The sequence below is a fragment of the Bradyrhizobium sp. WD16 genome, from assembly GCF_024181725.1.
Lineage (GTDB): Bacteria > Pseudomonadota > Alphaproteobacteria > Rhizobiales > Xanthobacteraceae > Bradyrhizobium_A.
This window is the reverse complement of record NZ_CP028908.1, coordinates 5,305,305-5,325,030: the sequence shown is the minus strand read 5'-3', so window position 1 is coordinate 5,325,030 and position 19,726 is coordinate 5,305,305. Positions and strand designations below refer to the sequence as shown.

17 protein-coding genes are annotated in these 19,726 nt (G+C 66.0%); 15 read left to right on the top strand and 2 right to left on the bottom strand.

What is annotated here, in order from left to right:
• Positions 1-450: 450 nt before the first annotated feature.
• The gene (locus DB459_RS24645; protein WP_253709176.1) at positions 451-627 is read right to left on the bottom strand and encodes a hypothetical protein; all 177 of its coding nucleotides are present in this window, start codon (positions 625-627) and stop codon (positions 451-453) included.
• Between the two features lie 183 nt (positions 628-810).
• Between DB459_RS24645 and DB459_RS24640 the strand changes: the two genes are divergently transcribed.
• Positions 811-1,503, top strand: coding sequence for a TetR/AcrR family transcriptional regulator (locus DB459_RS24640; RefSeq protein WP_253709173.1), 693 nt, complete (start codon positions 811-813; stop codon positions 1,501-1,503).
• A 73-nt stretch (positions 1,504-1,576) separates the two neighbouring features.
• On the opposite strand, the gene DB459_RS24635 is transcribed toward DB459_RS24640, so the two are convergent.
• Positions 1,577-2,503 (bottom strand): LysR family transcriptional regulator, encoded by a 927-nt coding sequence (locus tag DB459_RS24635; protein WP_253709171.1) that lies wholly within the window; start codon positions 2,501-2,503, stop codon positions 1,577-1,579.
• Between the two features lie 87 nt (positions 2,504-2,590).
• Here DB459_RS24635 and DB459_RS24630 point away from each other — a divergent pair, with 87 nt between their 5' ends.
• The 14 genes from DB459_RS24630 (at position 2,591) to DB459_RS24565 (ending at position 19,462) form a co-directional block, all read left to right on the top strand.
• Entirely contained in the window at positions 2,591-4,087 is a 1,497-nt protein-coding gene (locus tag DB459_RS24630) for a CoA-acylating methylmalonate-semialdehyde dehydrogenase (RefSeq protein WP_253709169.1), read from the top strand.
• Between the two features lie 13 nt (positions 4,088-4,100).
• Positions 4,101-5,246: an isobutyryl-CoA dehydrogenase gene (locus DB459_RS24625; RefSeq protein ID WP_253709167.1), complete on the top strand. Its 1,146-nt coding sequence runs from the start codon at positions 4,101-4,103 to the stop codon at positions 5,244-5,246.
• Positions 5,243-6,310, top strand: coding sequence for an enoyl-CoA hydratase/isomerase family protein (locus tag DB459_RS24620; RefSeq protein ID WP_253709165.1), 1,068 nt, complete (start codon positions 5,243-5,245; stop codon positions 6,308-6,310). The genes DB459_RS24625 and DB459_RS24620 overlap by 4 nt, the downstream gene beginning before the upstream one ends.
• A gap of 63 nt (positions 6,311-6,373) precedes the next feature.
• On the top strand, positions 6,374-7,273 hold the full coding sequence (gene mmsB / locus DB459_RS24615) for a 3-hydroxyisobutyrate dehydrogenase (protein WP_253709162.1): 900 nt from the start codon (positions 6,374-6,376) through the stop codon (positions 7,271-7,273).
• Positions 7,273-9,003 carry an AMP-binding protein gene (locus DB459_RS24610; protein ID WP_253709160.1) on the top strand — a complete coding sequence of 577 codons (1,731 nt, stop codon included), beginning with the start codon at positions 7,273-7,275 and terminating at the stop codon, positions 9,001-9,003. The genes mmsB and DB459_RS24610 overlap by 1 nt, the downstream gene beginning before the upstream one ends.
• Positions 9,004-9,149: 146 nt before the next feature.
• Positions 9,150-10,046, top strand: coding sequence for a LysR family transcriptional regulator (locus DB459_RS24605; RefSeq protein ID WP_253709157.1), 897 nt, complete (start codon positions 9,150-9,152; stop codon positions 10,044-10,046).
• Positions 10,047-10,112: 66 nt separating this feature from the next.
• Positions 10,113-10,574 carry a MaoC family dehydratase gene (locus DB459_RS24600; protein WP_253709154.1) on the top strand — a complete coding sequence of 154 codons (462 nt, stop codon included), beginning with the start codon at positions 10,113-10,115 and terminating at the stop codon, positions 10,572-10,574.
• A gap of 55 nt (positions 10,575-10,629) precedes the next feature.
• A complete protein-coding gene (locus DB459_RS24595) occupies positions 10,630-11,547 on the top strand; it encodes an SDR family NAD(P)-dependent oxidoreductase (RefSeq protein ID WP_253709151.1) in 918 nt (305 codons plus the stop codon).
• Positions 11,548-11,757: 210 nt separating this feature from the next.
• Positions 11,758-12,264, top strand: a complete 507-nt coding sequence (locus tag DB459_RS24590) for a formate dehydrogenase subunit gamma (protein ID WP_253709148.1) — start codon at positions 11,758-11,760, stop codon at positions 12,262-12,264.
• Positions 12,261-13,832 (top strand): NADH-ubiquinone oxidoreductase-F iron-sulfur binding region domain-containing protein, encoded by a 1,572-nt coding sequence (locus tag DB459_RS24585; RefSeq protein WP_253709146.1) that lies wholly within the window; start codon positions 12,261-12,263, stop codon positions 13,830-13,832. Before DB459_RS24590 ends, DB459_RS24585 begins: the two co-directional genes overlap by 4 nt.
• An 11-nt stretch (positions 13,833-13,843) precedes the next feature.
• The gene (gene fdhF, locus DB459_RS24580) at positions 13,844-16,717 is read left to right on the top strand and encodes a formate dehydrogenase subunit alpha (protein ID WP_253709143.1); all 2,874 of its coding nucleotides are present in this window, start codon (positions 13,844-13,846) and stop codon (positions 16,715-16,717) included.
• Between the two features lies 1 nt (position 16,718).
• Positions 16,719-17,540, top strand: coding sequence for a formate dehydrogenase accessory sulfurtransferase FdhD (gene fdhD / locus DB459_RS24575; protein ID WP_253709141.1), 822 nt, complete (start codon positions 16,719-16,721; stop codon positions 17,538-17,540).
• The gene (locus tag DB459_RS24570) at positions 17,530-17,754 is read left to right on the top strand and encodes a formate dehydrogenase subunit delta (protein ID WP_253709138.1); all 225 of its coding nucleotides are present in this window, start codon (positions 17,530-17,532) and stop codon (positions 17,752-17,754) included. Before fdhD ends, DB459_RS24570 begins: the two co-directional genes overlap by 11 nt.
• Positions 17,755-17,806: 52 nt before the next feature.
• On the top strand, positions 17,807-19,462 hold the full coding sequence (locus DB459_RS24565; RefSeq protein WP_253709136.1) for an OFA family MFS transporter: 1,656 nt from the start codon (positions 17,807-17,809) through the stop codon (positions 19,460-19,462).
• Positions 19,463-19,726: the final 264 nt, after the last annotated feature.

Below are 19,726 nucleotides of genomic sequence, written 5' to 3'. Positions count from 1 at the left end.
GGACACTAGTGTGGCGTCTCGCAATTGCCTATGCCCTTCGCGGCAAGCCCCTGTAGGCAATTGCGAGACATAAGCCGCACTAGCTTTCTGTTTTGACGCGTTTTCTTCGCGCGAACCAGTATCCAATTCGCGGGACAACGCTCGAGCACGCCCGGCCGGCGCCGATCAGGCGCGGCAGCAGCGCCGCATGGATGACGGAGGGGGTGCCGATCTTGACTTCCAGCACGGCAAAGCGCGCGGCAGGGCTCGAAAGGCGAATGTCGCGCGCTGCCGCAACTTCCCGGTTACGGCCCGGGCACCAACCCGGGATCCGTGGAGGACAGGAGCCGGAATCGACCGGATCGCATCGCACAAGCCGGAGTGGCCTGTGATGAAGCGTCGCGCTGTGTGAGGTTCCAGCCGTGCCATCTCGTATATGTCGGCGCCGCCGATGAAAGCTTGCTCGATCTCTCAGGCCTGAACCAGTGCACGGACCGAATCATTGCCGGACATTTCGCTGATGGCGGCGGTCACGCCGGCGATCGTCGGCGTTCCGTTGATATTCAATGACTCAGAGTTGCAGAATGTCAGGTCGGCAACGCCGCGATCTTCGTGTGTAATTCTGCAATAGTTTGTGTCAGCGATCATCTTGCAGTTGTCCCGACTATCAGCCCATAGTATATGACGCGCGGTCGCTTCACATGACAGCAATCATTCTGCCGACAGCGGAGTCGAGCTGCGACCGATCGTGTCGAGGATCAAGTCTTCGATAATGGCTCGCAACAGCGCCTTTCGGGGCGGCCGCTCCCGGCATCATAACGGTGCGCTCACATGCGGTATCCCAAGGAGCATAAGGCCGAAACGCACGCCCGGATCGTCAGGCATGCTTCACTTCAATTGCGGGCGAAGGGAACGCAGGGCGTTGGCGTCGCCGACCTGATGAAGGAAGCCGGGCTCACCCATGGCGGTTTCTACGCGCATTTCGCCTCGCGGGACGATCTCGTGGTCGAGGCGATCGCGCATGCGCTGGACAATACCAATGCCTCCTGGAGCCAGCTCGTCGAGGGTAAGCCGCTCGAGGAGCGGCTGGCTCTGCTGGTCGACAATTATCTGACGCCGCAGCACCGGGATAATGCCGGTCGCGGGTGCGTCATTCCCGCGCTCGGGGCCGATGTGGCTCGCGAGGGCGGCAAGTCGCGGCGAATGTTCGCCGATAAGATCGAAGAGATGATTGAGGTGTTCGCTGCCGAGGCGGCGAAGGGGAGCGCTGCGGCGCGACGCCGCACCATCGGCACGCTCGTGACCCTGGTCGGAACGTTGCTGCTCGCCCGCGCGACAGGGCAGGGCGCCTTGTCGCGCGAAGTTCTTGAGGCCGGTCGCGCTGCGGCACTGGCCGGAATCGGAGGAGGCGGTGCGGGACCGAGCCCCCGGCGCCGGCGATCGCAGCGTGCCGAGACCAAGCCCCGGACGCAGCCTGTCGCAGCACAGCGCCGTTCCAATCGCGGTAGCGCCGCTCGTTCCTGATTGGACGGATTTTTTGATCTAAAGTTCTGAGGTATCGGCGCGAGCCGTAACGGCGGAAGGCGGCGCGCCCCGGTTATGAGGGGGCAGCGCCCAGACCCGGATCGAACAGGTGGCGCTCGCGTTCGACTAGTTCATAGATTGTATCGGCCGTTGCGCGGATCCGCGCGAGATCCTTGCTGTCGGCGTGCATCAACAGGAAAAAGCTGCGCCGGATCTCGATACGACCGGGCAGGACGGCGGTGAGGCGGGGGTCGCGGCGCGCCATGAAATGCGGCAGCACGGCGATGCCGAAGCCGGCGACGGTTGCGTTGAACTGGGCGATCAAGTTGGCGCTGCGCAGGCGCGGCGAGATCCGCGGCGACACCAGCGGCAGATAATCCAGCTCGGACGTGTAGAGCAGCTCCTCAATATAGCCGACGAAGCGGTGGCCGGCGAGATCGTCGCGCCCCGTGATCCTGGCGTGGTGGTCGAGATAGAGCGGTGCAGCATAGAGCCCGAGGCCGTAATCGGTCAGCTTGCGGCCGACTACACGCCCTTCAGTCGGCAGTGTCAGGCTGATGGCGATATCGGCCTCGCGCTTGGACAGGCTGAACAGCCGCGCGGTGGCGACAATCTGCAGGTCGAGATCGGGATAGCGGTCGGCGAATTCGACGAGGCGCGGGGCGAGAAAATAGGTTCCGAAGCCGTCCGGCGCGCCGATCCGCACGGTGCCCGTCAACCGCGCCCGTGAGCCGCCGATTTGATTCTGGCTGGCGATGACGGTCGATTCTATTGCCTCGGCATTGGCGGCGACGCGGTGGCCGGCCTCGGTCAGCAGATAGCCGGTCTTGCGCCGGTCGAACAGCTTGGCGGAGAGGTGGCGCTCGAGCCGGTCGATGCGCCGGATCACCGTGGTGTGGTCGACCCCGAGCTGCTTGGCGGCGGCCGACACCGTGCCGCCCCGCGCGATCGCCAGCACGAAGCGGAAATCGTCCCAGTCTGGGTCGGCTTGATCCGGCATTTGTGCACATCTATCCTGCAAAGTCTTGGAGTTGAATGTTATAAAACGCAGGTCAAAAAGTCTCGGATTGACTGCAGGAGGATCAGCATGCGTCAGATCGGACACTTCATCGGCGGGCAGGAAGTCAAGGGAAAGTCAGGCCGGTTTGCCGACGTGTTCGAGCCCATGACGGGCGAGGTCCAGGCCCAGGTCGCCCTCGCCAGCAAGGCCGAACTGCGCGAGGCGGTGCTCAATGCCAAGTCGGCCCAGGTCGGCTGGGCGGCAACCAATCCCCAGCGTCGCGCCCGCGTGATGATGAAATTCCTCGAGCTCGCCCAGCGCGACTACGACAAGCTGGCCGACTGCCTGGCGCGCGAGCACGGCAAGACGGTGCCCGACGCCAAGGGCGACATTCAGCGCGGGCTGGAGGTGGTCGAATTCGCCATCGGCATCCCGCACCTGATGAAGGGTGAATATACCGAGGGCGCTGGTCCCGGCATCGACATCTATTCGATGCGCCAGCCGCTCGGGGTGGTCGCCGGCATTACGCCGTTCAACTTCCCCGCCATGATCCCGATGTGGAAGTTCGCCCCGGCGATCGCCTGCGGCAACGCCTTCATCCTCAAGCCCTCCGAGCGCGATCCGGGCGTGCCGATGATGCTGGCGGCGTTGATGATCGAGGCCGGCCTGCCGCCGGGCGTGCTCAACGTCGTCAACGGCGACAAGGAGGCGGTGGACGCCATCCTCGACGATCCGGACATTCGCGCCATCGGCTTCGTCGGCTCCTCGCCGATCGCGCAATACATTTATGAACGCTCTGCGGCGACCGGCAAGCGCTGCCAGTGCTTCGGCGGCGCCAAGAATCACGCCATCGTCATGCCAGACGCCGATCTGGACCAGACGGTCGACGCCCTGATCGGCGCCGGCTACGGCTCCGCCGGCGAGCGATGCATGGCGATCTCGGTGGCGGTGCCGGTCGGCAAGGCGACCGCGGACAAGCTGATGGAGCGCCTGATCCCGCGGGTCGAGGCGTTGAAGATCGGGCCGTCCACCGATGCCAGCGCCGATTACGGTCCGCTGGTGACCCGCGCGGCAGTGGATCGGGTCAAGGCCTATATCGAGACCGGGGTGCGCGAGGGAGCCAAGCTCGCGGTCGATGGCCGCGGCTTCAAGATGCAGGGCTACGAGAACGGCTTCTATCTCGGCGGCTGCCTGTTCGACGAGGTCAAGCCGGAGATGACCATCTACAAGGAGGAGATCTTCGGGCCGGTGCTCTCAGTCGTGCGCGCCAAGGACTATGACGAGGCGCTGCGGCTGCCGTCCGAGCACGAATACGGCAACGGCGTCGCGATCTTCACCCGCGACGGCGACGCAGCCCGCGACTTTGCCGCCAAGGTCAATGTCGGCATGGTCGGCATCAATGTTCCGATCCCGGTGCCGATCGCCTATTACACCTTCGGCGGCTGGAAGCGTTCGGGCTTCGGCGATCTCAACCAGCACGGGCCAGACTCGATCCGCTTCTACACCAAGACCAAGACTGTCACCTCGCGCTGGCCGTCGGGTATCAGGGCGGGCGCCGAATTCTCGATCCCGACGATGAAATAGGCGCGCTGCGGCCATGCAGTTCGCCCTGACCGAGGACCAGATCGCGGTCCGCGACATGGCGCGCGGCTTCGCCGCCGACAGGATCGCGCCGCACGCGCTGGATTGGGATGCCCGCAAGTATCTGCCGCTCGACGTCATTCGCGAGGCGGCGACGCTGGGCATCGGCGGCATCTATGTCCGCGACGATGTCGGCGGCTCGGGCATGACGCGGTTCGACGCGGCGCTGATCTTCGAGGCGCTGGCCACCGGCTGTCCGACGGTAGCGGCCTTCATCTCGATCCACAACATGGCGGCGTGGATGATCGACGCCTACGGCTCCGAGGCGCAGCGGCGGCAATGGCTGCCGAAGCTCTGCACCATGGAACTGGTGGCGAGCTATTGCCTGACCGAGCCCGGCGCGGGCTCGGACGCCGCGGCGCTGCGCACGCGCGCCGTGCGCGACGGCGACCATTACGTGATCAACGGCCAGAAGCAGTTTATCTCCGGCGCCGGCACCAGCGATCTCTACGTGGTGATGGTGCGGACCGGCGGCGACGGCGCCGGTGGCGTTTCCACGGTGATCGTGGAGGCGGGCACACCGGGCCTCAGCTTCGGCGCCGAGGAGCGCAAGATGGGCTGGAATGCCCAGCCGACCCGTGCGGTGATCTTCGAGAACGTGCGCGTGCCGGTTGTCAACCGCCTCGGCGATGAGGGCATCGGCTTCAAGATCGCCATGGCCGGTCTCGACGGCGGTCGTCTCAATATTACGGCCTGTTCGCTCGGCGGCGCCCAGGCGGCGCTCGACAAGGCGCTGGCCTACATGAAAGAGCGGCGCGCCTTCGGTAAACGGCTCGACGAGTTTCAGGCGCTGCAGTTTCGTCTCGCCGACATGGCGATAGAACTTGAGGCGGCTCGCACTTTCCTGTGGCGCGCGGCCGCGGCGCTCGACCGCAAGGACCCGGACGCCACCAAACTCTGCGCCATGGCCAAGCGCTTCGGCACCGACATCGGATTCGAGGTTGCCAACCAGGCTCTGCAGCTCCATGGCGGCTACGGCTATCTCGCCGACTACGGGATCGAGAAGATCGTCCGCGATCTGCGCGTCCACCAGATCCTCGAGGGCACCAACGAGATCATGCGGCTAATCGTCGCCCGCAAACTGATCGAGGGCGCGCGATGACCGCGGCCGTGGAGGCCGATGTCATCGTCCGGCGCGAAGGGGCTGCCGGCATCCTGCGCCTCAATCGTCCCAAGGCCATCAATGCGGTGACGCTCGACATGGTGCGGATCATCGACGGCGCGCTCGACCGTTTTGCCGCTGATCCGCAGGTCGCCCTGGTGCTGCTGGAGGGCGCCGGCGAGCGTGGGCTGTGCGCCGGCGGCGACATTCGTTCGCTTTATGACAGCGCCAAGATCGGCGGCGATCTCGGCAGGGTGTTCTGGGCCGAGGAATACGTCGTCAATGCCCGCATCAAGGACTACCCCAAGCCCTATGTCGCCTTCATGGACGGCATCGTCATGGGCGGCGGCGTCGGGCTTGCCTGCCACGGCAGCCACCGCGTCGCCACCGACCGAACCAGGATCAGCATGCCGGAAGCCGGGCTCGGCTTTTTTCCGGATGTCGGCGGTACCTTCCTGCTGTCGCGCGCCCCGGGCGAAACCGGCACCTATCTGGCGCTGACCGGCGACACCACCGGCGGCGCCGATGCGGTGTTTGCCGGCCTTGCCGACGCCATGGTGCCGGCGGCCGGCTTGCCCGATCTGCGGGCCGCCCTGACCCGGCTGCCGCGCGGTGCCGGGCATGATGAGGTGCGGGCGGTGGTCGCCGCGGCCGCGGTTGCCCGGAGCGATGGGCCGATCGCGGCGCGCAGCGCCGAGATCGACCACCTGTTCGCCTTCGACAGCGTGGAGGAGATCGTCGCCGCGCTCCGCGCCGACGACAGTGATTTCGCCCGGGCGATGCTCAAGACCATCGGCGAGAAATCGCCTCGTGGACTGAAGGTGACGCTGCGGCTGCTGCGCGAGGCGCGCCGGCTGACGTCGCTGCGGGAATGCCTCGTTCGCGAATACCGGGCTGCCCTGCAGGTCTTTGCCAGCGCCGATTTCGTCGAGGGCGTTCGCGCCGCGATCATCGACAAGGACCGTAACCCGCGCTGGGTGCCGTCCCGCCTGGAAGACGTGACGCCGAGCATCGTCGACGCCTATTTCTCGCCGCGCGCGGACGAACTGGCTTTCCCGGACTGACATCTCCGTCAGCCCGGTCACGACAATACAGCATGCGCAATACGCGCGCCGGAGGAGCACGCCATGGCGAAAGTCGCATTCATCGGTCTCGGCAACATGGGCGGCCCGATGGCCGACAATCTGGTCAAGGCGGGTCATCAGGTCACCGGCTTCGATCTGGTGCCGGCGTCCTGCGAGGCAGCGAAGGCCGCGGGCGTGACCATCGCCCCGTCTGCCGCCGTCGCCATCAAGGGCGCCTCCGTCGTCATCACCATGCTGCCGGCCGGCAAACATGTGGTGTCGGTGTGGGGCGAGGTGGTGCCGGCGGCGGCACCTGGCACCTTGATGATCGACTGCTCGACGGTGGACGTCGACAGTGCGCGGCAGGCGCACGGGCTCGCCCGCGCGGCCGGCCTTAAGTCCGTCGACGCGCCGGTATCCGGCGGGGTCGGTGGCGCCAAGGCCGCGACGCTGACCTTCATGGCGGGCGGTGAGGCGGATGCCTTCGCCGGGGCGAAGTCCGTGCTCGAGGCCATGGGCAAGAAGATTGTTCACTGCGGCGCCGCCGGCGCCGGCCAGGCGGCCAAGATCTGCAACAACATGATCCTCGGCATCTCGATGATCGGCGTCTGCGAGGCCTTCGCTCTCGCCGAGAAGCTCGGTTTGTCCCACCAGGCGCTGTTCGATGTCGCCGCGACCTCGTCGGGCCAGTGCTGGTCGCTGACGAGCTACTGCCCGGTGCCGGGACCGGTCCCGGCGTCGCCGGCCAACAATGACTACAAGCCCGGTTTTGCCGCGGCCTTGATGCTCAAGGATCTGCGTCTCGCCCAGGCGGCCGCGACCACCACCGGCGCCGCGACGCCGCTCGGCGCCCATGCCGAACAGATCTATGCCGCTTTCGACGGCGCCGGGAATGGCGGCGTCGATTTTTCAGGTATCATCCGTCACCTGCGCGATCTTGCTGCCCCCGACCGGAGAACCTGATGACTACGTTCCCGGAGGCACGCGCCTTTCTGCTGGAGAACCGCACTGATTATGCGACAGCGGTGGCCGGCTTCCGCTGGCCCGATGAAGTGGAGTTCAACTGGGCGCTCGACTGGTTCGATGCCGCCCTGGCGCGCGCGCCGGACAGCCGTGACCGTCTGGCCCTGTGGATCGTCGACGTCGCCGCGACCGGCGCCGAGACCAAGTTGACTTTCGCTGAACTGTCGCGGCGCTCCAATCGGCTCGCCAATCTCCTGCGGGCGCGGGGTCTGCGGCGCGGCGACCGCCTGCTTTTGCTGCTCGGCAACGTGGCGCCGCTGTGGGAGACCATGCTGGCGGCGATGAAGCTAGGTGTCGTCGTCATTCCGGCGACGACGCTGCTAACTGCCGACGAGTTGCGCGACCGCTTGGAGCGCGGCCGCGCCCGGGCGGTGGTGGCGGCGCAGGATCAGGTGGCGAAATTCGACGGGCTCGGGGCAGGGGGCCTGACGCGCATCGTGGTCGGTGCGGGCGGCGACGAAGGCTGGGAGCCCTATGAGGCGGCGGCGGGGTTTGCCGACACCTTCTCGCCGGACGGGCCGACCGGCGCCGACGACCCCTTGCTGCTCTATTTCACCTCGGGGACCACGGCGAAGCCGAAGCTCGTTCGGCACAGCCAGCGCAGCTATCCGGTCGGCGCGCTGTCGACGATGTACTGGATCGGGCTGCAGCCGGGCGACATTCATCTCAACATCTCCTCGCCCGGCTGGGCAAAGCATGCCTGGAGCTGCGTCTTCGCGCCGTGGAATGCGGGCGCCACGGTGTTCGTGGTCAACCAGCCACGCTTCGACGCGAGGGGGCTGCTGGCGACGGTGGAGCGGTGTGGCGTCACCACCCTGTGCGCCCCGCCCACCGTGTGGCGGCTGCTGATCCAGGAGGATCTGGCGGCCTGGCGTATGGCGCTGCGCGAGGTCTGCGGCGCCGGCGAGCCGCTCAATCCCGAGGTCATCGACCAGGTCAAGGTGGCCTGGGGCCTGACCATTCGTGACGGCTACGGCCAGACCGAGACCACGGCGCTGGCGGGCAATTCGCCCGGCCAGAAGGTCAAGGTCGGCTCGATGGGGCGGCCGCTGCCCGGTTATAGCGTGACGGTGCGCGATGCCGACGGTCGTCCGGCGCGGGAGGGCGAGGTCTGTCTTCTACTCGGCGAGGCACGTCCGGCAGGATTGATGCAGGGCTATCTCGGCGAGGATGGCGCCGCTCGCGGCGCCGAGGGCGAGGTCTACCGCACTAGCGATGTCGTTTTTGTCGATGACGAGGGGTATCTCACCTTCGTCGGCCGCTCCGACGACGTCTTCAAATCGTCCGATTACCGCATCAGCCCGTTCGAGCTCGAAAGCGTGCTGATCGAGCACGAGGCGGTGGCCGAGGCCGCGGTGGTACCGTCGCCGGATCCGATCCGGCTCGCAGTGCCCAAGGCCTATGTCATGCTGACCTCCGGCGCAGTCCCATCGCGGGAGACCGCGCTGTCGATCCTGCGTCATGTCCAGGCCAGGCTGGCGCCGTTCAAGCGCGTCCGCCGACTGGAGATCGTCGCCGAACTGCCCAAGACCATCTCTGGCAAGATCCGGCGGGTGCAGCTGCGACGCCTCGAGCACGAGGGCGATCGCGCCAGCGTGTTGCGCGGCGTCGAGTTCCACGAGGACGATTTTCCCGAATTGCGCGCCGCCCGCGCCGCCGGCGACACCTGATCCCGTCGGTCTTGCGGGTAATTTTCGGTTGTGCCTCTCCGTCGGGGAGCCCGGTTCGGGGAGGACGGCCTGGCGCATTGCCATCTTGCGCTTGCCGCCGAAACAGGGCTTGCTGTCTCCTCCCTTCCTCCGACGCCCCTAACGCGATGATCGACAAGCTGGAATTCCTCATTGCGCTGGCCCGCGAACAGCATTTCGGCCGGGCCGCCGAATACTGCAATGTCAGCCAGCCGACGCTGTCGGCCGGGATCAAGCAGCTTGAGGAATCCCTGGGGCTGCTGCTGGTCAATCGCGGCTCGCGCTTTCAGGGATTTACCCCGGAGGGGGAACGGGTCCTGGTCTGGGCGCGGCGCATCGTCGGCGATGCCCGCGCCATGCGCGAGGATGTCGATGCCCTCAAGCACGGCCTCGTCGGTCATATCCGGCTGGCGGCGATCCCGACCGCGCTGGCGATGACCGCGACGCTGACAACGCCGTTTCGCGCCAAGCATCCGGGCGTGAAGTTCTCGATCATCTCCTCGACTTCGATCGAGGCCCTGCGCCTGCTCGAAAACCTCGAGGTTGATGCCGGGCTGACCTATCTCGACAACGAGCCGCTGGGCAATGTCACCACCGTGCCGCTCTACTTCGAGGAGTATCGGCTGCTGACGGCACCTGACGGCGAGCTCGGCGATCGCGACGTGGTGAGCTGGGCCGAGGTCGGCAGGATTCCGCTCTGCCTGCTCACACCCAACATGCAGAACCGGCGCATCATCGACCAACTGCTGCAACAGGCCGGCGCGTCGGCATCGCCGACCCTGGAATCGAACTCCATGATCGTGCTCTATGCCCACGTCCGCACCGGCCGCTGGGCCAGTGTGATGCCCGCGCGCCTCGCCGAGACGCTGGGACTGACCGACAAGGTGCGATCAATTCCCATTGTCGAGCCGTCGACCGTGCATTCCATCGGGCTTGTGCTGCCGCATCGCGAACCGATGACGCCGCTCGCCGCGGCTCTTGCTGAGGAGGCGCGATTGATCGCCCGGACAATGCCCCGGGCCTGATCGGGCACGGCTGGACAAAGCCGCCAATTGGTGGAATCTGCGCCCGCAATCTGCACGGGGAACGCCATGGCGACGAATATTTCGCGAGACGAATATCTCAAGCTGGTGGGCAAGGAGATCGGGGTGTCGCCATGGCATCTCATCGACCAATCCCGCATCGACCGCTTCGCCGAGGTCACCGAGGATCACCAGTTCATTCACGTCGATCCGGAGCGCTCGCGAAAGACGCCGTTCGGCACCACCATCGCCCATGGCTTCCTCACGTTGTCGCTGCTCAGCGTCTTCGCCTACGAGGTGCTGCCCTCGCTCGAAGGCGCGGCCATGGGGGTCAATTACGGCTTCGACAAGCTGCGTTTCCTGTCGCCGGTGAGGTCGGGCTCGCGGGTGCGCGGTCGCTTTACGCTCACCGGCGCGACCATGCGCACGCCGAAAGAACTGCTGGCGCGCACCGGCGTGACGGTTGAAATCGAAGGAGAGGACAAGCCCGCCCTGGTTGCCGACTGGCTCGGTCTGACCGTGTTCACCTGAATCCGGCTCGTTTGAAGGCGGTCGGCGTGGAATTTGAAGAAGAGGAAGACGACAGATGACGATCAGATTTGACGGGCGGGTGGCGATCGTGACCGGCGCCGGCAACGGCCTCGGCCGCGCTCACGCGCTGGGACTTGCGGCGCGTGGCGCCAAGGTCGTGGTCAATGATTTCGGCGGTGCGCGCGACGGCACCGGCGGCTCGCTCGGACCAGCGGAAACCGTCGTCGAGGAGATCCGCCAGGCCGGCGGTGATGCAATGGCCGACGGCGCCGACGTCTCCAGCTTCGAGCAGGTCGAGGCCATGGTGGCCAAGGCCACCGAGAAATGGGGCGCGGTCGACCTGATGGTCGCCAACGCCGGTATTCTGCGTGACAAATCGTTCTCCAAGATGGAGCCGGCTGATTTCCGCAAGGTGATCGACGTCCACCTGATCGGCACCTTCAACTGCTGCAAGGCGGTGTGGAACGGCATGCGCGAGCGCAATTACGGCCGCATCGTCATCACCACCTCGAGTTCCGGGCTGTTCGGCAATTTCGGTCAGGCCAATTACGGCGCGGCCAAAGCCGCCATGGCTGGGCTGATGAACGTTCTGGCCGAAGAGGGCCGCAAGAACAACGTCCGCGTCAACACCATCTCGCCGACGGCGGCGACGCGCATGACCGAAGAACTGCTGCCGCCCCAGGCGCTGCAGCTGCTCAGGCCGGAATCGATCACCCCGGCCGTGCTGTTCCTGCTGAGCGAGAATGCGCCGACCCGCACCATCATGGGCGCCGGTGCCGGCTCCTTCGCCGTGATCCGGATTCTGGAGAGCGAGGGGGTCAATTTGCCGGAAACCGAATGGACGCCCGACGCCGTGGCAGCGCATTTCGATGCCATCGCCGACATGAGCAAGGCGAGGGCCCTGGAGGGTGCCTTCCAGCAGACCCAGAAATACGTCGCCCAGGCGGCGGCGCGGCTCGGCATCAAGCTCTGAACCTGGGGCACCGGGCTCCTTTTCGCGGCTAAAACCCCCGGCGATCCGGCCCGGGGGACACGACAGGGCATGCCGACTTGGGAGATTTTTCCGGTCAATGCCGGGTCGTCGATTTGATTTTGCTATCGCAGCATAAATTCCGCCCCCTTGATCGAAGTATCGTGCTTCTCCAGCTTGCGCCGGGGTTGAAATGCCGAGGCGGTGCAAGGAATGGATTTTCATGACGACGAGGGCGGGGCGAACCGCCCCAGCTATGAGCCATGGAGCGAAGCGAGGGCCGGCGAGATCATCGCCGAGCTGAGGTCGCTCGACGGCGCGACCCTGCCGATCCTCCACGCTCTGCAAGAATCCTTCGGCTATGTCCCCGAGGACGCGGTGCCACTGATCGCAGCGGCGCTCAATCTGTCGCGCGCCGAAGTTCACGGCGTCGTTACCTTCTATCATGACTTCCGCCGCGAACCGGCCGGGCGACACGTCCTCAAGATCTGCAGCGCCGAGGCCTGCCAGGCCATGGGCTGTCAGGATCTTGCGGCGAGGGCGGAAAGGGCGCTCGGCATTGCCATGGGCGAGACCAGTCGCGATGGTCAGGTCACCCTCGAGCCGGTCTATTGCCTCGGACTTTGCGCCGTGGCTCCGTCGGCGATGATCGATGGCCGAATGGTCGGCCGTCTCGACGAAACCCGTCTTGACGCCCTCGTCGCGGAGGTTCGCCGATGAGCGGTTCGGGCAACAGTTTGCGCATCTACCTTTCCCGCGATGCCGCCGCGGTGGCGGTCGGAGCCGACGACGTCGCCATGGCGCTGCTCGCCGCCGCGCGCGCCCGCGGTGTCGAACTCGATCTCGTCCGCACCGGTTCGCGCGGCATGCTCTGGCTCGAGCCGCTGGTCGAGGTGGCGACGCCTTCGGGGCGGATCGCCTATGGTCCGGTGACGGTGGCGGACGTTGCCTCGCTGCTGGATGCCGCGCTCGGCGACGGGCACCATCCGCTGCGTCACGGCGCGACTGCTGAGATGGCCTGGCTCAAGCGCCAGACTCGTTTCACCTTCGCCCGCTGCGGCGTGATTGATCCGCGTTCGATCGACGACTACCGCGCTCATGGCGGCTTCAAGGGCCTCGAGACGGCGCTGGCGCTCGGCGCCGACGCGATCGTCGAGGAGGTGGCCAAGTCCGGCCTGCGCGGTCGCGGCGGCGCAGGCTTTCCCACCGGCATCAAATGGCGCACGGTGGCGCAGGCCAAGGCCGCTCAGAAATACATCGTCTGCAATGCCGACGAAGGCGATTCCGGCACCTTCGCCGACCGCATGATCATGGAAGGCGATCCCTTCATCCTGATCGAAGGCATGACCATTGCGGGGCTCGCGGTCGGCGCCACCAAGGGCTTTATCTATATCCGCTCGGAATATCCCCATGCCATCGCCGCCATGACGGCTGCGGTCGTGGCTGCACGCCGCGGCGGCGTGCTCGGTGGTTCGGTCGGTGGCTCGTCCCACGCCTTCGACATCGAAGTGCGCACCGGCGCGGGCGCCTATGTCTGCGGCGAGGAGACCTCGCTGCTGGAAAGCCTGGAAGGTCGTCGCGGCCAGGTTCGCGCCAAACCGCCGCTGCCGGCCCATCATGGCCTGTTCGGGCAGCCGACGGTGATCAACAATGTGCTGTCCTTCGCCGCGGTGCCGTTCATCCTGGAGGAGGGCGCCAAGGCCTATGCCGATGTCGGCATGGGGCGGTCGCGCGGCACCATGCCGATCCAACTCGCCGGCAACGTGCGCCATGGCGGGCTGTTCGAAACCGCCTTCGGCGTCACTCTCGGCGAACTGGTCGACGACATCGGCGGCGGCACGGCGAGCGGCCGTGCGGTCCGCGCGGTCCAGGTCGGCGGGCCGCTCGGCGCCTATTTCCCGCAGGCGCTCTTCGACACCCCGTTCGACTACGAGGCGTTCGCCGCCCGCGACGGCCTGATCGGTCATGGCGGCATCGTCGTGTTCGATGACCGGGTCGACATGGCCCATCAGGCGCGCTTTGCCATGGAGTTCTGCTCACTCGAATCCTGCGGCAAGTGCACGCCATGCCGGATCGGCTCGACCCGAGGCGTGGAAACGCTGGACCGCATCCGCGCCGGCATCGATCCGGCCGGCAATGTGGCGCTGCTGCGGGACCTCTGCGCCACCATGAAGTTCGGCTCGCTCTGCGCGCTGGGCGGCTTCACGCCTTACCCGGTGATGAGCGCGCTGAAATATTTCCCCGAGGATTTCGGCCCGGCCGCTGCTCGGCTACAGGCTGCTGAATAACGGAGGCGACAATGCCGCTCGTTGATGAAACCGATTTCGGTACCCCGGCCGCGAAAGCCGAGAAGCTGGTGACGCTGACCATCGATGGCGCACACGTCACCGTGCCCGAGGGCACCTCGATCATGCGCGCGGCGATGGAGGCGGGGACTCAGATTCCCAAGCTCTGCGCCACCGACATGCTGGACGCCTTCGGCTCTTGCCGTCTCTGTCTCGTCGAGATCGAAGGCCGTGCCGGCACTCCGGCTTCCTGCACGACGCCGGTGGCGGAGGGACTCGTCGTCCGCACCCAGACCGAACGGCTCAAGCAGCTGCGCAAGGGGGTGATGGAGCTCTACATCTCCGACCATCCGCTCGACTGCCTGACCTGCGCTGCCAATGGCGACTGTGAATTGCAGGACATGGCGGGCGCGGTCGGTCTTCGCGAAGTCCGCTACGGCGCAGGCGACAATCATGTCGCCGCCCAATCGGCGGTCGGCGACAATCCGTTGTGGCTGCCCAAGGACGAGTCCAATCCCTATTTCAGCTATGAGCCGGCCAAGTGCATCGTCTGCTCGCGTTGCGTGCGCGCCTGCGAGGACGTGCAGGGGACGTTTGCGCTGACCATCGCCGGCCGTGGCTTCGACAGCCGGGTGTCGCCGGGCATGGGCGAGGACTTCCTCGGCTCCGAATGCGTCTCCTGCGGTGCCTGCGTCCAGGCCTGCCCGACCGCGACGCTGACCGAGAAGACGGTGATCGAGATCGGTCAGCCCGAGCACTCGGTGGTCACCACCTGCGCCTATTGCGGAGTCGGTTGTGCCTTCAAGGCCGAGATGCGCGGCGAGGAACTGGTGCGCATGGTGCCGTACAAGGACGGCAAGGCCAATCACGGCCATTCCTGCGTCAAGGGCCGCTTTGCCTGGGGCTATGCGACCCATCGCGAACGCATTCTCAAGCCGATGATCCGCGAGAAGATCTCCGAGCCCTGGCGCGAGGTGGGCTGGGACGAGGCCTTCGCTTTTGCCGCGGCGCAGTTCAAGCGCATTCAGAAGACCTACGGCAAGGACGCGGTCGGCGGCATCACCTCGTCCCGCTGCACCAACGAGGAAACCTATCTGGTCCAGAAGCTGATCCGGGCCGGATTCGGCAACAACAATGTCGACACCTGCGCGCGGGTCTGCCACTCGCCCACCGGTTATGGTCTCGCCACGACCTTCGGCACCTCGGCCGGGACCCAGGATTTCGACTCGATCGAGCAGGTCGACGTTATCCTCGTGATCGGCGCCAACCCGACCGATGCCCACCCGGTGGTCGGCTCGCGGCTCAAGCAGCGCCTGCGCAAGGGCGCCAGGCTGATCGTCATCGATCCGCGCCGCACCGATCTCGTCCGCACGCCGCATATCGAGGCGGCCTATCACTTGGCGCTGCAGCCGGGAACCAATGTGGCGATGCTCACCGCGCTCGCCCATGTGATTGTCACCGAGGGCCTGGTGAACGAGGCCTTTGTGCGCGAACGCTGCGACTGGAGCGAGTTCGAGGAATGGGCGGCCTTCGTCTCCCAGCCGCAGAATTCGCCCGAGGCGGTGGCCACCTTCACCGGTGTCGATCCACAACTGGTGCGCGGCGCCGCGCGGCTCTACGCTACCGGCGGCAACGGTGCGATCTATTACGGTCTCGGCGTCACCGAGCACAGCCAGGGCTCGACCACGGTGATGGCGATCGCCAATCTCGCCATGGCCACCGGCAATATCGGTCGCCCGGGCGTTGGCGTGAATCCGCTGCGCGGCCAGAACAACGTCCAGGGCTCATGCGACATGGGCTCGTTCCCGCATGAATTGCCGGGCTATCGCCATATCTCCGTCGATGCGGTGCGCGAGAGCTTCGAGGCGCTATGGGGCGTCAAGCTCGACAACGAGCCGGGCCTACGCATCCCCAACATGCTCGACGCCGCGGTGGACGGCTATTTCAAGGGGCTCTATGTTCAGGGCGAGGACATCCTGCAGTCCGACCCGGATACCAAGCATGTGGCCGCCGGTCTTGCCGCAATGGAATGCGTCATCGTCCAGGATCTTTTTCTGAACGAGACCGCCAACTACGCCCACGTCTTCCTGCCGGGCTCGACCTTCCTGGAGAAGAACGGTACCTTCACCAATGCGGAACGGCGGATCCAGCGTGTGCGCAAGGTGATGGAGCCGCGGAACGGCATGGGGGACTGGGAGGTCACGCTCGGCTTTGCCAAGGCCATGGGCTACGAGATGCATTATGAGGATCCCTCGCAGATCATGGACGAGATCGCGACGCTGATCCCGACCTTCGCCGGTGTCTCCTACGACAAGCTTGAGGAACTCGGCTCGGTGCAGTGGCCGTGCAACGAGGCGGCGCCGGACGGCACCCCCACCATGCACATCAACGGCTTCGTTCGCGGCAAGGGCAAGTTCGTCCTCACTGAATACATCCCAACCGACGAGCGGACCGGGCCGCGCTTCCCGCTGCTGCTGACCACCGGACGCATCCTCAGCCAGTACAATGTCGGCGCCCAGACGCGCCGCACCGACAACGTGGTCTGGCACGGCGAGGACCGGCTCGAGATGCATCCGCACGACGCCGAGCAGCGCGGCATTCGCGACGGCGACTGGGTCAGGCTCGCCAGCCGGGCGGGTGAGACCACGCTGCGCGCCCTGATCACCGACCGCGTCGCGCCCGGAGTAGTCTATACGACGTTCCACCACCCAATGACCCAGGCCAATGTGGTGACCACCGACTATTCCGACTGGGCGACCAATTGTCCCGAATATAAGGTAACGGCGGTGCAGGTGATGCCGTCGAATGGACCGAGCGACTGGCAAAAGAGTTATGACGAGCAGGCGCGGCAATCCCGCCGAATCGCGCCGCTCGAAGCTGCGGAGTAGCATGACCGCCCCTGTCTTTATCGCTCACCGGCAGATCTGGCGCGAAGCCTCGGGGCTGAGCGCGGGCGACCGCGCCATTCCCGAGGAGACGGCGATCGCGCTGTCCTACGAAGGCGGCAGTTATGCCGTGATGATGGCGACGCCGAGGGATCTGGAGGATTTCGCCGTCGGCTTCAGCCTGTCCGAAGGGGTGATCGATCACCGCGACCAGATTCAGTCCCTGGACGTGGTTGAACTGTGCGACGGCATCGATATCAGGATGTGGCTCGCCTCCGACCGGGCGGGCCATCTGGTCGAGCGGCGGCGCTACATCGCCGGCCCCACCGGTTGTGGTCTGTGCGGTATTGATTCGATCGCCGAGGCGGTTCGGCCGGCCGCGGTGGTTGGCACCGGCATCACCGTGCTTCCAGCGCAAATCATGACGGCCATGTCGGCATTGGCGCCGCTGCAGAAGCTCAACATCGAGACCCGCGCGGTCCATGCCGCGGCGTTCTGGTCTCCCGACGCCGGCATCATGGCGATCCGCGAGGATGTCGGTCGTCACAACGCGCTCGACAAGCTTGCTGGGGCGCTGGCGCGCCAGGGCATCGACGGCACCAAAGGCGTCGTGTTGCTGACCAGCCGCGTATCCGTCGAGATGGTGCAGAAGACCGCGGCGATCGGCGCCTCGGTGATGGTGTCGGTGTCGGCGCCCACCGCCTTGGCGGTGCGCGTGGCGGAGGCTGCGAACATCACACTGTGCGCCATTGCTCGTGCCGATGGCTTCGAAATCTTCACCCACGCCCAGCGCGTTCCCACAGGAGCTTCTTCCGATGTCGCATGACCAGCGCCTGGTTTATATGGCCAACCAGATCGGCAGCTTCTTTCGGAGCCAGGGTGACGACAAGGCCGTGCATGGCATCGCCGAGCACATCAACAAATTCTGGAATCCTCGCATGCGTTCCGCGATCCTGGCGCATTGGGAGGCTGGCGGGGAGGGGCTGAACCCTATCGTCCGAAAGGCCATGACGGCGCTGAGGAAACCAGGATCGCATTGACGAGGCTGGCGGACCGTTCGAACAAGGGCGGCCGCGTGGGGAGATAAAAAATATGGCTACTCTGGAGGGAACTGGCAGCATTGCCGGCGCCGGTGTCGGCTTTCTGGATCGCGAACGAACCATCGCGCGGGCAGGGTTCAATCGCTGGTTGGTGCCGCCCGCGGCGCTCTGCATTCATCTGTGCATCGGCATGGCCTACGGCTTCAGCGTATTCTGGCTGCCGCTGTCGCGTGCCATCGGCGTCAATTCGGCCAAGACCTGCCCGGACATCAGCATCGTCCAGGAGCTCTTCACCACCACCTGCGATTGGCGCGTCGCCAGCCTCGGCTGGATGTACACGCTGTTCTTCGTGCTGCTGGGCGTCTCCGCGGCGCTGTGGGGCGGCTGGCTCGAGCGGGTCGGACCGCGCAGGGCCGGCTTCGTCGCGGCGCTGTGCTGGTGCGGTGGTCTCGTGCTCGGCGCCATCGGCATCTATGTCCACCAGCTCTGGATCCTGTGGCTCGGCTCCGGCGTGATCGGGGGCGTCGGTCTCGGCCTCGGCTATATCTCGCCGGTGTCGACCCTGGTGAAGTGGTTCCCGGACCGCCGCGGCATGGCGACCGGCATGGCCATCATGGGCTTCGGCGGCGGCGCGATGATCGGCGCACCGCTCGCCGACATGCTGATGACCTATTACAAGTCGCCGACCTCGGCGGGGGTGTGGGAGACTTTCCTCACCATGGCTGCGATCTATTTCGTCTTCATGATGATCGGCGCCTTCCGCTATCGCCTGCCGCCCGCCGGCTGGCGGCCCGACGGCTGGACGCCGCCGGCGACCGCCAAGTCGATGATCACCCAGCATCATGTGCACCTGCGGGACGCTCACAAGACGCCGCAGTTCTGGCTGATCTGGTGGGTGCTTTGCCTCAACGTATCGGCAGGCATCGGCGTCATCGGCATGGCTTCGCCGATGCTGCAGGAGATCTTCGCGGGCTCGCTGATCGGTGCGCCGGACGTCAAGTTCAATGCGCTGAGCATCGAGCAGAAGGCGGCCGTCGCCGCGATCGCGGCCGGCTTCACCGGGCTGTTGTCGCTGTTCAACATCGGCGGCCGTTTCTTCTGGGCATCGCTGTCCGATCACATCGGCCGCAAGAACACCTACTACACGTTCTTCCTGCTCGGCATCGCGCTCTATGCGCTGGCACCGACCGCGGCGGCGCTGGGCTCGAAGCTGCTGTTCGTCAGCGCCTTCTGCATCATCCTATCGATGTACGGCGGCGGCTTCTCGACGGTGCCGGCCTATCTCGCCGACATCTTCGGCACCCAGTTCGTCGGCGCCATCCATGGCCGTCTGCTGACGGCATGGTCCACTGCCGGCATCATCGGCCCGGTGGTGGTGAACTACATCCGCGAGGCCCAGCTCGCCGCCGGCGTTCCGCGCGACCAGCTCTACAACACCACCATGTACATCCTCTGTGCCATGCTGGTCGCGGGCCTGATCTGCAACTATCTCGTCAAGCCGCTCGATCCAAAATGGTACATGAGCCAGGAGGAGGTCTCGAGGCTGCAGGCCGCCAATGCCTCCAGTGCCGCGGCGGTGCCGTCGGGTTCTTTCGGCATCGGCAAGGGCGGCCTGGACGCGCCGGCGCTGGTGTACTGGGCGTTTGTCGGCATTCCGCTCGCCTTGGGCGTGTGGATCACCTTCAAGAATGCGTTGAAGATCTTCTGAGAGCGCATCCGTGGTCGCGGGGCGGTTTCGCCCCGCGGTTTCGTTTCTTTCTATTCCCATCGGTTTTTGAAGGAATTTGAGGAAGTTTCGCAAAGCGCTTTGCATTGCCGCCGCGGCTGCCTTGGCTGGCCTTGTTTCCGCAGCGTTCGCCCAACCCGCTGCGCCGCCCCGCCCCGCGTCGGCAGCGGCCCCGGCACCTGCTGCGCCGAAGCCGTCCCGCCTCAAGCTGACGCTGGAGCAACTCAAGGAAATGCGCGCCAGGTG